The organism is Bacillus sp. 22483, from assembly GCF_052044605.1.
In the GTDB taxonomy this organism is placed as follows: domain Bacteria; phylum Bacillota; class Bacilli; order Bacillales; family Bacillaceae; genus Bacillus; species Bacillus altitudinis.
Window position 1 is genome coordinate 136,073 of record NZ_JBQENU010000001.1, and the last position, 12,908, is coordinate 148,980.

Here is a 12,908-nt window from a genome sequence, read left to right on the forward strand (position 1 = left end):
CTGCAAAGGTTTTCTATCACGCTGAAAAGAAGACAAAGGGCTAAAATAAAGTTCATTTTAGCCCTTTGTCAACAATCTACAGCCCGCCTGCTTAGAGCAGGGGGCTTTTTTTTATTTTTGCCGTCTTAAATTTTCGTACACTTGCTTTAGTGCACCTTCAAATTTTCCAGTTTGCTTTGGTTCATAATATTGCTTGTTTTTCAGCGGGTCAGGTAAATATTGCTGCTTCACCCAGCCATTTTCATAATCGTGCGGATATAAGTAATCGGCGCCCCTTCCAAGTGCTGCTGCTCCTTTATAGTGGGCATCTTTTAAATGAACGGGAACTTCACCCATTTTTCCCGTGCGAATATCATGCAGTGCCGCATCAATCGCTTGGTAAGCGGAGTTTGACTTTGGAGAAAGACACAGTTCAATCACGGCATTAGCGAGTGGAATTCGTGCTTCTGGGAAACCGACTCTCTCAGCTGTTTGAACAGCGCTTAACACACGTGGCCCTGCCTGCGGGCTGGCTAAGCCAATATCTTCATAAGCCATCACAAGTAATCGTCTCGAAATGCTTTCAAGGTCTCCCGCTTCAATGAGTCTTGCAAGGTAATGCAGCGCAGCATCTGCGTCAGACCCTCTAATGGATTTTTGAAAAGCCGAGAGGACATCATAATGGGCATCACCGTTTTTATCATGCGAGAAGCTCTTTTTTTGTAAACATTCTTCTGCTGCAGCTAGAGTGATCGTGATCTGTCCAGATTCATCCGATTTTGTCGATAAAACGGCTAGTTCAAGCGCATTTAAAGCGGAACGCACATCTCCTCCGCATCCATTTGCAAAATGATTCATTGCCTCCTCATCAACTTTGACCGAATAACCGCCAAGCCCGCGATGTTCATCCTGTAAAGCTCGAGATAATGCAGCTTTGATTTGCTCTGTTTCCAGCGGCTTCAGCTCAAATATTTGTGTCCGGCTACGGATGGCTGGGTTGATCGCATGATACGGATTAGCTGTTGTCGCGCCAATTAAAATAATCATGCCATTTTCTAAATACGGAAGAAGGAAATCCTGCTTCCCTTTATCGAGTCTGTGGACTTCGTCTAAAATCAAGATGACCTGACCACTCATTTTCGCTTCAGCGGCGACAGCTTCCATATCTTTTTTGTTATGAATCACCGCATTCAATGTACGGAAGGCAATGCTTGTACTGCCAGCGATTGCAGTTGCAATGGATGTTTTGCCGATTCCCGGCGGCCCGTATAAAATCATCGAGGACAAATGTTTCGCCTCGACCATTCGTCTAATAATTTGACCTTCTCCAACGAGATGCTCCTGCCCAATAATGTCTCCAATATGACTTGGGCGCATCCGATACGCTAAAGGTTTCATGATTATCTCTCCTAAAGCAATGTCTTGTTTGTATAGAGTACCGAAATTTCTTCAAATAGAAAAGGGATGCGTCCTCGTTTTGAGCTCAGAACCCGCAAATGAAAGTTGGCTAAAAGTATGATATAATTGCTTTTGGTCTATATAAGCGTATATGAAATCAGAAAAAAAATTGATGACATAGAAATAGAAAACGCAGAGGTGTTTAACTTGAAAATTTCTACTAAAGGCAGATATGGTCTGACGATCATGATCGAATTAGCCAAAAAACATGGTGAAGGCCCTACATCATTAAAATCAATCGCTCAAAACAATGATTTGTCTGAGCATTATTTAGAGCAGCTTGTATCACCACTTCGCAATGCTCGTCTTGTGAAAAGTATCCGCGGAGCGTATGGCGGCTATGTGCTTGCCCATGAGCCAAACGAGATTACAGCCGGTGATATTATTCGAGTATTAGAAGGACCTATTAGTCCTGTTGAAGTGATCGAAAACGAAGAGCCAGCAAAGCGTGCACTTTGGATTCGTATTCGTGATGCAGTAAAAGACGTACTAGACAATACAACTCTTGAAGACTTGGCAAGCTATAAAGATGACGAGGATCAAGAGGCGTATATGTTCTATATTTAGATCAGAGGTGTACCGGAAATGGAACGTATCTATTTAGATCATGCAGCCACAACGCCGATGGATCAGCGAATTGTGGACAAGATGATGCCTTACTTTACAGAGATATTTGGCAATCCCTCTAGTATTCATTCATATGGACGCGAGGCAAGAAAGTGGCTCGATGAAGCAAGGGAAGTCATTGCAGGAGAATTACACTGTAAGCAGCAGGAGATCATCCTCACAAGCGGGGGAACAGAGGCAGACAACTTGGCCATTACAGGTGTGGCAATGGCAAGGCAGCATGAAGGAAAACATATCATCACAACAAAAACTGAGCATCATGCAGTGCTGCATACATGCGAACGCTTAGAGAAGCTTGGTTTTGATGTGACGTATTTAGATGTGGATCACACTGGATTGATTCATCTTGATCAATTAAAACAAGCACTAAGAGACGATACAATTCTTGTGACCATCATGTATGGCAATAACGAAACAGGTGTGATTCAGCCAATTAAAGAAATTGGTCAACTTTTGCATGATCACGCTGCTCATTTTCATACAGACGCTGTACAGGCATTTGGGACAATATCAATTGATGTCACAGAACTTCATATCGACCTCTTATCTGCGTCCGGTCATAAACTAAATGGCCCGATGGGAACAGGCTTTTTATACGTGAATGAGCGTGTAAAACTTTCTCCGCAGCTATTCGGAGGAGAACAAGAAAGAAAACGCCGTGCTGGCACTGAAAATGTGGCGGGAATCATTGGACTTGCAGAAGCAGTTCAATTAACAAAGCAAAATAGAAGAGAAAAAGCAGTGCATTATGGTAAGCTCAAAGAAGCGATGCTGCAAGTATTCGAAGAGGAATCACTCAATTTCTCTATCAATGGACATCCGAAAGAGACATTGCCGCATATTTTAAATGTCCACTTCCCGGGCGTTTCCATTGAATCGTTACTTGTGAACTTAGATATGGAAGGGATTGCTGTTTCGAGCGGGTCAGCATGTACGGCTGGATCTGTCCTTCCTTCGCACGTATTAAGCGCCATGTATGGTGAAGAAGCAAAAGAGCTGACATCCTCAGTCAGAATAAGCTTCGGTCTTGGAAATGAAGAGGAACATGTGAAGCAGGCGGCGCGTAAGATAGCGGCTGTCGTGAAACGCCTAGCCAAATAAATGCTCCCTTTTGTTCGTGTGTGAAAAATGAAACAGCTAGGCACCTGAAGAACGAAACGCGCACGTTGTTTCATTGAAATTGGAGTTGATGAAGATGACAAAAAGACCTGAAGACACAAGAGTTGTGGTCGGTATGTCCGGAGGCGTCGATTCATCAGTTGCTGCGCTCATGTTAAAGGAGCAAGGCTATGATGTAATCGGCATATTTATGAAAAACTGGGATGACACAGATGAAAATGGTGTATGTACAGCAACGGAGGACTATGAGGATGTCATTCGTGTTTGTAACCAGATTGGAATCCCATATTATGCAGTGAATTTCGAGAAACAGTATTGGGACAAAGTGTTTCAATATTTTCTTGATGAATATAAAGCAGGCAGAACGCCGAACCCAGATGTCATGTGTAACAAAGAAATTAAGTTCAAAGCATTTCTTGAGCATGCATTGTCGCTTGGAGCGGATTATTTGGCAACGGGCCACTATGCCCGTGTCGACAGAACCGGCGATGAAGTCAAAATGCTAAGAGGTCTTGATACAAACAAAGACCAAACTTATTTCTTGAATCAGCTGACTCAAGAACAGCTTGATAAAGTGTTGTTCCCAATCGGCGATTTAGAGAAAAAAAGAGTGCGTGAATTAGCGAAAGAAGCAGAGCTCGCAACAGCAACGAAAAAAGATTCTACGGGCATCTGCTTTATTGGGGAAAGAAACTTTAAAACATTCCTCAGCCAATATTTGCCTGCACAGCCCGGTGTGATGCAGACAATGGACGGAGAAGTAAAAGGTGAACATGATGGACTCATGTATTACACGATCGGTCAACGCCAAGGACTTGGCATTGGCGGAAGCGGTGATCCGTGGTTCGTTGTTGGGAAAGACTTAGAGAAAAATATCTTATTTGTTGAACAAGGCTTCCACAATCCGCTTTTATACTCTGAAAGTATTTCAGCTGTTAACATCAGCTGGACTCGTCCTCATATTGTCGGCGAAAACGGTGAACTCACATGCACAGCGAAATTCCGATACCGTCAAGAAGACCATCATGTAAAAGTCAAAATGACAGGTGAGCAGGAAGCAATGGTGATCTTTGATGAACCCGTTCGTGCTGTCACTCCAGGACAAGCTGTTGTTTTTTATGATGGCGAAGAATGTCTTGGCGGCGGGACAATTGACGATGTCTTTAAAGATGGCCAAAAGCTGTCGTATGTGTAACATGTGTTAAAAACCTCAACGTCGCTGTTGAGGTTTTTTAATGAAAGGATGATGAGAGCGAATGAATCATAACGAAATCGGTATTGAAGCTTTAAATCAAGGGAACATCGAACAGGCAGCTGAAGCTTTTACGAAAGCCATTGAAGAAAGCCCAAAGGACCCGGTTCCATATATTAACTTTGCGAATTTACTTTCAAGCGTTCATGAATTTGAACGTGCTTTGAACTTCTTTCAAAAAGCCATTGAACTTGATCATACAGCAGCTGCAGCCTATTACGGGGCAGGAAATGTCTACACGATGAAAGAAGACTTTATGAAAGCGAAAGACTATTTTGAGCAAGCGCTACAAGCTGGAATGGAAAACAGTGATTTGTTTTATATGTTAGGACAGACACTGATGAAATTAGAGCAGCCGAAGCTTGCGATGCCTTATCTTCAGCGTGCAGTTGAGTTAAACGAAGAAGATAACGAAGCAAGATTTCAATTTGGCATGTGCTTAGCGAATGAACATCTGCTGGAGGAAGCGGTCGCAGTCTTTACTGAAGTAATTGCGCGAGATCCGCAGCATGCAGACGCCTTTTATAATGCAGGCGTTGCGTATGCGTATTTAGAAAAAAAAGATGAAGCGCTTGAAATGCTAGGAAAAGCCATTGACGTGCAGCCTGATCATATGCTTGCATTGCATGCGCAAAAGCTGATTCAAGAGGCAGAATAACCGGAAGGAGGGAAGACCTGTGCAGGAACATCCAGATCAAATGAAGCTTGAAGATGAACCGTTTTTAAAAGGGACGGTTCAAGCCGTTATTTTCCATAACGAAAGTAATTTATACTCGGTGTTAAAAGTAAAAGTCATTGAAACATCAGAGAATTTAGAGGAAAAAACAGCATCTGTCACAGGGTACTTCCCAGCGCTTCATGAGGAGGAAACCTACACCTTCTATGGCAAGGTCACAAGTCATCCGAAGTTTGGTGAGCAGTTTCAAGCCACTCATTTTCAAAAGGAAGTCCCTACAACAAAACAAGGCATTATTCATTATCTCTCTAGTGACTTGTTTGAAGGGATTGGGAAAAAGACGGCGGAAGAAATCGTCGGCAAGTTAGGCAATCAGACGCTTCATCAAATTATGCGTGATCCGTCTGTTTTGTATGACGTCCCGCGCCTGTCAAAAAAGAAGGCAGATAAGCTGGCTGCCGCACTTCAGGAGCATCAGGGGCTTGAGCAAATTATGATCAGCCTGAATCAATATGGCTTTGGTCCTCAGCTTAGCATGAAGATTTACCAAGTGTACGAGAGTGAAACGTTGCAGAAAATTAAAGAAAATCCTTATCAGCTCGTCAAAGACGTAGAGGGGATTGGATTTATTAAAGCAGATGAACTCGGCGCTAGAACAGGGATATCTGGAAATGATCCAGACCGCATTCGTGCAGCCCTTTTGTATACCGTTGAGACAGCAAGCCTGCAAGACGGTCATACGTACATACAAACGAAAGATCTGATCATCGAAACCCGTAAATTGCTGAATCAAACAGGCAATGACTACAAAGTGACTGAAATGGACGTTGCCAATCAGATCATTGCACTTGGTGAAGGGAAAGACATGATCATTGAAGATGATCGCTGTTACCATCCTTCGCTCTTTTATGCGGAACAAAGTGTGGCAAAACGCATTCAAAAAATTGTCTCTCAAACAGAATATGCAGATCAATTTCCTGAATCAGAATTTCTGCTCGCACTTGGTGAATTGGAGGAGCGGCTGGGTGTCCAGTATGCACCGACCCAAAAAGAAGCCATTCAAAAGGCACTCATGTCCCCGATGCTGCTCTTAACAGGCGGGCCGGGTACAGGGAAAACGACGGTCATTAAAGGGATTGTCGAGCTTTACAGCGATCTTCACGGCGTATCTCTTGACCCGGGTGATTATAAAAAAGATGAAGCATTTCCGTTCGTACTTGCCGCACCAACTGGACGTGCTGCGAAACGAATGACAGAATCCACTGGACTTCCTGCTGTGACCATTCACCGGCTGCTAGGCTGGAATGGATCAGAAGGCTTCTCACATGATGAAGACCAGCCGATTGAAGGAAAGCTTGTCATCATTGATGAATCGAGTATGCTGGATATTTGGCTGGCGAACCATTTGTTTAAGGCGATCCCAGATCATATTCAAGTCATTATGGTTGGAGACGAACATCAACTTCCATCTGTCGGACCTGGTCAAGTGTTAAGAGACCTGCTTGCGTCACAAGCTATACCGGCAGTTACACTAACTGATATTTACCGGCAGGCAGACGGTTCAACAATTGTTGAGCTTGCGCATGATATGAAAAATGGTGTTTTGCCAAAGGATATTACTGCACGCTCGAAGGATCGATCCTTTATTCAATGCTCTAGTGACCAAATGAAAGAAGTCATCGAGAAAGTGGTCAGCAATGCTGCTCAAAAGGATTATTCAGCAAAGGACATTCAAGTGCTTGCCCCGATGTATAAAGGAAAAGCAGGCATTAATGAACTGAATAAAATGCTCCAGCAAATTTTGAATCCTAAAAAGCCAAAAGGAAGAGAAATTCCATTTGGTGATGTCGTCTACCGGACAGGTGATAAGGTACTTCAGCTTGTCAATCAGCCCGAGAATAACATTTTTAATGGAGATATTGGAGAAATTGTCTCGATCTTTTATGCGAAAGAAAACACGGAAAAAGAAGATATGGCGGTCATCTCCTTTGATGGAAACGAAATCACGTTTACGAAAAAAGATTTTCATCAATTTACACACGCTTATTGTTGCTCGATTCATAAATCCCAGGGCAGTGAATTCCCAATCGTGGTGCTGCCAGTCGTGAGAAGTTATTATCGAATGCTTCGAAGAAATTTGCTTTACACTGCCATTACACGAAGTAAAAAGTTTTTAATTTTGTGCGGTGAGGAATCAGCATTAGAGTGGGGCGTAAAAAATAATGAAGACTCCCTCAGACAAACGTCTTTAACCATGCGTCTTACTGAAACGGAAGAAGTCATGGATGCTGAGCTAGCAGCCCTCCAAAAAGAACTTCCTTTCAGCGTACACGATGCCAATATTGGCATGGAGGGAATCACTCCGTTTGATTTTATGCAAGAGTAAATGGCTTCCATGGAAGCCATCATATTGTTAAACAAAGGGCTAAAATGAACTTGATTTTAGCCCTTTGTTTTTTTTCAGCGTGAAAGAAAACCTTTGCAGCCCTAAGAAGGACGAGTACTGGCGCGGAGCGAATTTGACATTCGTGAGCACCAGCACGCAGGACTGACAAAGAATGCGAGGGTTTGTCTACACGCTGATGGCTTCCTTCATGGAAGCCATTTCTTCGTATGAGTCATAGAGGAAACGCACACGATAAGACTGTTCCGAAAAGGTGGTTGATCACATTTTGAGAACATGTCGAGAGCTTGAAGGACTGACGATCTATACAGACGAGCTGTCTCATTCACTTGGATCGATCAAAGATATTTGCTTTTTAGCCGGCGGCAGCTGCGGAGGATATGTATTAGATGGGAAAAAGAAAGACTGTGCTTTCATTCCATTCTCAGCTGGCGACAAACTCACAGACAAAGGTCTATATGTGAGCTGCCAGAAGGGAGTCGAAATAGATGCCTCCGCCCCATCCTTCTTCTTTTCGAAATTAAAAAAGAAAATGATCCATACGCCAGATGGTGAAACATTAGGTGTTTTGGAAGATGTATACTTTTGCATGAATTCGGGCACAATCGTAGCATATGAACTCTCGGACGGCTTCTTTACAGAGCTATCAGGGATTCGAAAGCAGCTACATGCTGCCGGAACCTTGATGGACGTTCAAAAGGAAGCACTTGTTCTAAACCGAACGTAAAGAGGTGCTGAATATGCTCATTTGCCCAAATTGCAAATGTAAAGACATCGGAAAAATTGGGGTCAATCAATATTATTGCTGGGGCTGTTTTATTGAATTGACGCTGTCAAAAGGCAAAATATCTACTCACCAAGTGGAGGAAGACGGTACACTAAGCAGTTTAGACGACCTGTTTAGTGATGATGAACGTTCAATTCAACTATAAGTGTTAAGGGGGAATTTCGAATGGGCAAAATGACTTCTTCACTATTAACGCTTGGTGCAGGTGCACTCGCATATCACTTTGCAAGTCGATATGATATGCCATCTAAGCGGGATATGAAAAAGATGAGAAAACGAGTTATGCGAATGTTTTAAACAAAAAGGGACATCCACCATGAGCGGATGTCCTTTTTTTATGCCTGCCTGTACTCTAATCTCCGTGCAAGTAAGGACAAGCTGAAGTTAACAACAAAATACATCATGGCAGCCAAGAGGAAAATAGGAAGTAAATAAGATTGGCTTTGACCATTTAAAATCTGTGCGTGATGCAATAATTCTGGAAGGGCAATCACAACGGCAAGCGATGTATCTTTTAAAAGAGAAATAAATTGGCTGACAATCGGCGGTACCATTCGGCGTAACGCCTGTGGCATGATAATCATTTTTAACGTTTGCATATACGTTAAGCCAGAGGACCTGGCAGCTTCGATTTGTCCCTTATCAATTGATTTTAACCCACTGCGAATGATTTCTGACAGCATGGCGGATTCAAACACGGTTAAAGCCGCAATGGCAGAGGCGGTGATGCTCAGCTTAATACCGATTTCAGGCAGGGCGAAATACGTAAAAAAGATGATCAGCAAAAGCGGCAGGTTCCGGACGGTTTCAACAATGACCGCAAGCACCTTTGATAAAATAGGGATTTGTGCGAACCTCAATGTGCCAACGACTAATCCGATGATAAAGCTTAAAATGATGGAGATAAAAGCCACTTTTAAGGTGACAGCAAATCCTTCAAGTAAAAAGGCGAGATGATCGGGCTGGTAGGCACCTATAAAATCCATTGTGTTTCCTCCTTTCTAGTGGCTTCGGGCTAATCTTTTTTCTAAATAACCAACGCCTAGACTAAGCGGAATGGTCAATAGAAGATAGAACATGGCAACAAAGATGTATACATCAAATGTCACAAACGTTCTCGAAGCGATAAGGTCTCCTTGGTACATCAGATCAAACCCTGCAATGACACCTAAAATAGACGAGTTTTTCACAAGATTGATAAATTGATTCCCAAGTGGGGGAATGACAATTTTGATTGCCTGCGGCAGAATAATATATCGCATCGTTCCACCATATGACAGGCCAGAAGCTCTAGCTGCTTCCATTTGTCCAAGCGGTACAGCTTGTATACCTGCACGAATGGCTTCAGCGATAAAAGCAGACGTATAAATGGAGAGGGCAATGGTTCCTGCTGTAAAGCCATCTGCCACAATGCCAAGTACCGGTAAACCAAAGAAGAACACAAAGGTGATCAATAATAACGGAATATTCCGAATAAATTCCACGTAAGCCGTCCCTAACCAGTTGAGCGGCCTTAGTGGCGCAATTCTCATAATGGCAATGAGTGTACCGATGAAAAAGCTTCCAATCAACGCAATGACACTTGCACCAATCGTATATTTAAACCCTTCTAAATAAAGATGGAAGTTCTCAGTTAAAATGGAAAACCGCAGCAATCAGTTCACTTCCTTCCTAATCAACAGAGGAGCCGGCAAGCGGCTCTCCTGAGGGTGTTGAGGTTGATCGAGTCAATTAATTATTCTTTGATCCATTTTTTATGAATCTTGTCATACTCTCCATTGTCTTTTAATGCCTTTAACGCTTTATTAATGGCTTCTGTCAACTCTTCATCGCCTTTTTTTACAGCGATGCCATAAGGCTCATCGGTAAATGTTCCGCCAACGACTTCATAATTTGAATCTTCGTCTGCCATGCCAAATAAAATTGCATTATCAGTTGTCAGAACTTGCCCTTGATTTGATTTTAAGGCTGTAAAGGCTTCTTGGTAATTTTCAAATTCTAAAACGGATGCTTCTGGTGCTTTTTCGCGAATGTTTTGAGAAGAAGTGGACCCTTTCACTGCAAGCACCTTCGTACCTTTTTTAAGATCATCAATCGATTGAATGTCGCTGCCTTTTTTCACAAGCAGTGATTGTCCTGCTTCAAAGTAAACATCTGAGAAATTGACCTCTTTTTTACGCTCTTCTGTGATCGTCATTGTGGCAACAATGGCATGAATATCTCCTTTTTGCAGTAAAGGAATCCTTGTTTTAGATGTTACTTCTTTAAATTCTGCTTTTCCTTCATCACCGAGCATTTCTTTAGTGATCGCTTTTGCTATATCAATATCAAACCCTTCGATATCCCCACTGCTAGGATTTTTTAGACCGAATAAACGAGTATCGTTCTTCACACCAAAAACGATTTTCTTGTCTTTCTTAATGGCTTCTAATGAGCTGCCTTGTTTTGCATCGGTTGAGCCTTTCTCGGCAGAGCCGCAAGCAGCGAGAGCGATCATACAGCAAGTCATCAACAGTAATAGGCCAAAGCGTTTCATTTTTTTCATCAAATTTATACCTCCTAGTGATTTAAAATACGGCTTAAAAAGAGCTGAGCGCGTTTCTCGCGCGGTTTTTCATAAAAGGCAGCTGGTGTTGATTCTTCAAGGATTCTTCCTTCATCAATAAACACAATGCGGTCTGCGACTTCACGGGCAAATCCCATCTCGTGCGTGACAACGACCATTGTCATCCCTTCCCTAGCCAGCTGTTTCATCACATCTAGCACCTCACCGATCATCTCTGGATCAAGAGCTGATGTTGGTTCATCGAAAAGCATGACATCAGGTTTCATTGCAAGTCCCCTTGCGATTGCCACACGCTGCTGTTGTCCTCCTGAGAGTCTAGAAGGGTAGGTGTCTGCTTTTTCAGGAATGCCAACTTTATTTAAATAAAATTCAGCTGTTTCCTTTGCTTCTTCTTTGCTCACTTTTTTAACCTTCATAGGCGCAAGCATAATGTTTTCAAGCACCGTCTTATGCGGATAAAGATGAAAGTGCTGAAACACCATCCCGATATTTTGCCTGATGAGATTGATGTTGGTTTTCGGATGCTGAACAGACACTTGATTGACAAGGACTTTTCCTTCATCAATGCTTTCAAGACGATTGATACACCTGAGCATCGTGCTTTTTCCAGATCCTGAAGGACCGATGATCACAACAACCTCACCTTTTTGAATATGTAGGTTAATGTCCTTAAGTACATGGAACGGGCCGTAATGCTTGTTGACTTCTTCGAATGTGATCATGAAGAACCTCCTCTTGTCATCATTGAACTAAAGCGGATTCTAGCATAAATGGTTTAAAAAGAAGTAAATATTGGAATATTTTCTGACGGGGTTTTACAGCAAACAGTGACTTTGGATGGAGCTGTATGTTTCATGTGTATTCATTTTTAACAAAGTTAGGACAAATTTTATTTACATGGATAATTGCAGAAGTTGGTTAAACAATAAGAAGAGAGGTGAAAAAGGTGAAGAAACGTCCGATCGAGTTTCTAATATATGCTGCAGGTGTACTGCTTGTCCTTGCGTCTTTACTCATTTTGGTTCAGCTCGACGAGTTATGGATGCCTATTTTTTTATTGCTCAAAGCGGTTTTGATCCCGCTTCTTATCGCTATTTTTATTTCTTATCTTCTTTATCCAATTGTTGAACGACTACATAAGCGAGGTTTGCCAAGGACGGTCAGTCTCTTATTGATATATGTGCTGTTTTTTGGCGGCATTGGTTTGGCTGTGTATAAAGGGGCACCGGTTTTAATCGCTCAGTTAAATGAATTGTCGGAGCAAATTCCCATGCTTGCCGAAACGTATAATGGTGCTTTATCACATGTTCATCGTCATACAAGCCACTGGCCTGATGGACTACATGAAAGGCTGGATCGTTTTATTGTCCAATCTGAGACGTATGCCGCAAATGGCGCAGAGCGGATGATTCTTAGCTGTAAAGTACTGCTTGATTACGCCTTAGTTGCTGCACTTATTCCTTTTCTTGTCTTTTATATGGTGAAAGATATGAACACGATGAAGCGGGCAGCATGGTATTTAACGCCGCCGAGCTTTCGAAAAAGGGGACATGCCTTTGTGAAAGCAGTGGATGACTCACTTGGGGATTATATTAGAGGGCAATTGCTTGTCTGTTCTTTAATTGGGGGAGCTGCTGCCATTGTTCTCTGGCTGTTTCATATTCCATATCCGCTTGTACTAGGTATGTTAATCGGTGCAACGAATGTCATTCCGTATTTTGGCCCGATAATTGGAGCGATTCCAGCTGTCTTTATCGCTTTTACCATCTCAGTGAAGTCAGTGATCATTGTGCTAATTACAGTAGCCGTGCTTCAATTTTTAGAAAGCAATGTACTGAGTCCGATCATTGTCGGGAGAAGCCTGCATATGCATCCTGTCGTAATCATGCTGGTGTTACTCGCTGGAGGTGAGCTGTTTGGCTTGATTGGAATGATTTTAGCCGTGCCGTCCGCAGCCATTATGAGGGTCATCATTGTGCAATATATTCACATGAGACGAAGCGTTCATTGACAAGACGAGCCGAGTTGTCTATAATAATT

Annotated in this window: 14 protein-coding genes; 9 read left to right on the forward strand and 5 right to left on the reverse strand. The window is 42.6% G+C overall.

The window, feature by feature from the left end; all coding sequences use genetic code 11:
- Positions 1–111 precede the first annotated feature (111 nt).
- Positions 112–1,377 (reverse strand): replication-associated recombination protein A, encoded by a 1,266-nt coding sequence (locus ACTJJQ_RS00665; protein ID WP_056705823.1) that lies wholly within the window; start codon positions 1,375–1,377, stop codon positions 112–114.
- A 207-nt stretch (positions 1,378–1,584) separates the two neighbouring features.
- On the opposite strand from ACTJJQ_RS00665, the gene cymR reads away from it, so the two are divergent.
- From cymR to ACTJJQ_RS00705, 8 genes are all read left to right on the forward strand, one after another.
- Positions 1,585–2,004 (forward strand): cysteine metabolism transcriptional regulator CymR, encoded by a 420-nt coding sequence (gene cymR / locus ACTJJQ_RS00670; RefSeq protein WP_008342713.1) that lies wholly within the window; start codon positions 1,585–1,587, stop codon positions 2,002–2,004.
- Positions 2,005–2,022: 18 nt separating this feature from the next.
- Positions 2,023–3,165, forward strand: a complete 1,143-nt coding sequence (locus ACTJJQ_RS00675) for a cysteine desulfurase family protein (RefSeq protein WP_035390962.1) — start codon at positions 2,023–2,025, stop codon at positions 3,163–3,165.
- Between the two features lie 94 nt (positions 3,166–3,259).
- Positions 3,260–4,378, forward strand: a complete 1,119-nt coding sequence (gene mnmA, locus ACTJJQ_RS00680) for a tRNA 2-thiouridine(34) synthase MnmA (RefSeq protein WP_008342709.1) — start codon at positions 3,260–3,262, stop codon at positions 4,376–4,378.
- A 61-nt stretch (positions 4,379–4,439) separates the two neighbouring features.
- Positions 4,440–5,093 carry a tetratricopeptide repeat protein gene (locus tag ACTJJQ_RS00685; protein ID WP_048001807.1) on the forward strand — a complete coding sequence of 218 codons (654 nt, stop codon included), beginning with the start codon at positions 4,440–4,442 and terminating at the stop codon, positions 5,091–5,093.
- A gap of 19 nt (positions 5,094–5,112) precedes the next feature.
- The gene (recD2, locus tag ACTJJQ_RS00690) at positions 5,113–7,497 is read left to right on the forward strand and encodes an SF1B family DNA helicase RecD2 (RefSeq protein WP_440599863.1); all 2,385 of its coding nucleotides are present in this window, start codon (positions 5,113–5,115) and stop codon (positions 7,495–7,497) included.
- Positions 7,498–7,783: 286 nt separating this feature from the next.
- Positions 7,784–8,242 carry a PRC-barrel domain-containing protein gene (locus tag ACTJJQ_RS00695; protein ID WP_048001805.1) on the forward strand — a complete coding sequence of 153 codons (459 nt, stop codon included), beginning with the start codon at positions 7,784–7,786 and terminating at the stop codon, positions 8,240–8,242.
- A 13-nt stretch (positions 8,243–8,255) separates the two neighbouring features.
- Entirely contained in the window at positions 8,256–8,447 is a 192-nt protein-coding gene (locus tag ACTJJQ_RS00700) for a hypothetical protein (RefSeq protein ID WP_003216308.1), read from the forward strand.
- 20 nt (positions 8,448–8,467) lie between these two features.
- Complete coding sequence (locus ACTJJQ_RS00705; protein WP_008362324.1) at positions 8,468–8,599, forward strand: YrzQ family protein; 132 nt, start codon at positions 8,468–8,470, stop codon at positions 8,597–8,599.
- A 38-nt stretch (positions 8,600–8,637) separates the two neighbouring features.
- Here the strand turns inward: ACTJJQ_RS00705 and ACTJJQ_RS00710 are convergent, their stop codons facing one another.
- The 4 genes from ACTJJQ_RS00710 to ACTJJQ_RS00725 form a co-directional block, all read right to left on the reverse strand.
- Entirely contained in the window at positions 8,638–9,288 is a 651-nt protein-coding gene (locus ACTJJQ_RS00710; RefSeq protein ID WP_048001804.1) for an amino acid ABC transporter permease, read from the reverse strand.
- A gap of 15 nt (positions 9,289–9,303) precedes the next feature.
- Positions 9,304–9,957: an amino acid ABC transporter permease gene (locus ACTJJQ_RS00715; RefSeq protein ID WP_007501460.1), complete on the reverse strand. Its 654-nt coding sequence runs from the start codon at positions 9,955–9,957 to the stop codon at positions 9,304–9,306.
- Positions 9,958–10,037: 80 nt separating this feature from the next.
- Complete coding sequence (locus ACTJJQ_RS00720; RefSeq protein WP_008342689.1) at positions 10,038–10,847, reverse strand: transporter substrate-binding domain-containing protein; 810 nt, start codon at positions 10,845–10,847, stop codon at positions 10,038–10,040.
- 14 nt (positions 10,848–10,861) lie between these two features.
- Positions 10,862–11,590 carry an amino acid ABC transporter ATP-binding protein gene (locus ACTJJQ_RS00725; RefSeq protein WP_242730756.1) on the reverse strand — a complete coding sequence of 243 codons (729 nt, stop codon included), beginning with the start codon at positions 11,588–11,590 and terminating at the stop codon, positions 10,862–10,864.
- Positions 11,591–11,814: 224 nt separating this feature from the next.
- On the opposite strand from ACTJJQ_RS00725, the gene ACTJJQ_RS00730 reads away from it, so the two are divergent.
- Positions 11,815–12,879, forward strand: a complete 1,065-nt coding sequence (locus ACTJJQ_RS00730; protein ID WP_017358104.1) for an AI-2E family transporter — start codon at positions 11,815–11,817, stop codon at positions 12,877–12,879.
- The last annotated feature ends 29 nt before the right edge of the window (positions 12,880–12,908 follow it).

What these genes read in the sequence shown, in the direction of transcription:
- ACTJJQ_RS00665 (WP_056705823.1), bottom strand. Translation starts at nt 1,377, where the DNA reads ATGAAACCTTTAGCGTATCGGATGCGCCCAAGTCATATTGGAGACATT.
- ACTJJQ_RS00675 (WP_035390962.1), top strand. Translation starts at nt 2,023, where the DNA reads ATGGAACGTATCTATTTAGATCATGCAGCCACAACGCCGATGGATCAG.
- mnmA (WP_008342709.1), top strand. Translation starts at nt 3,260, where the DNA reads ATGACAAAAAGACCTGAAGACACAAGAGTTGTGGTCGGTATGTCCGGA.
- ACTJJQ_RS00685 (WP_048001807.1), top strand. Translation starts at nt 4,440, where the DNA reads ATGAATCATAACGAAATCGGTATTGAAGCTTTAAATCAAGGGAACATC.
- ACTJJQ_RS00700 (WP_003216308.1), top strand. Translation starts at nt 8,256, where the DNA reads ATGCTCATTTGCCCAAATTGCAAATGTAAAGACATCGGAAAAATTGGG.
- ACTJJQ_RS00705 (WP_008362324.1), top strand. Translation starts at nt 8,468, where the DNA reads ATGGGCAAAATGACTTCTTCACTATTAACGCTTGGTGCAGGTGCACTC.
- ACTJJQ_RS00710 (WP_048001804.1), bottom strand. Translation starts at nt 9,288, where the DNA reads ATGGATTTTATAGGTGCCTACCAGCCCGATCATCTCGCCTTTTTACTT.
- ACTJJQ_RS00720 (WP_008342689.1), bottom strand. Translation starts at nt 10,847, where the DNA reads ATGAAAAAAATGAAACGCTTTGGCCTATTACTGTTGATGACTTGCTGT.
- ACTJJQ_RS00725 (WP_242730756.1), bottom strand. Translation starts at nt 11,590, where the DNA reads ATGATCACATTCGAAGAAGTCAACAAGCATTACGGCCCGTTCCATGTA.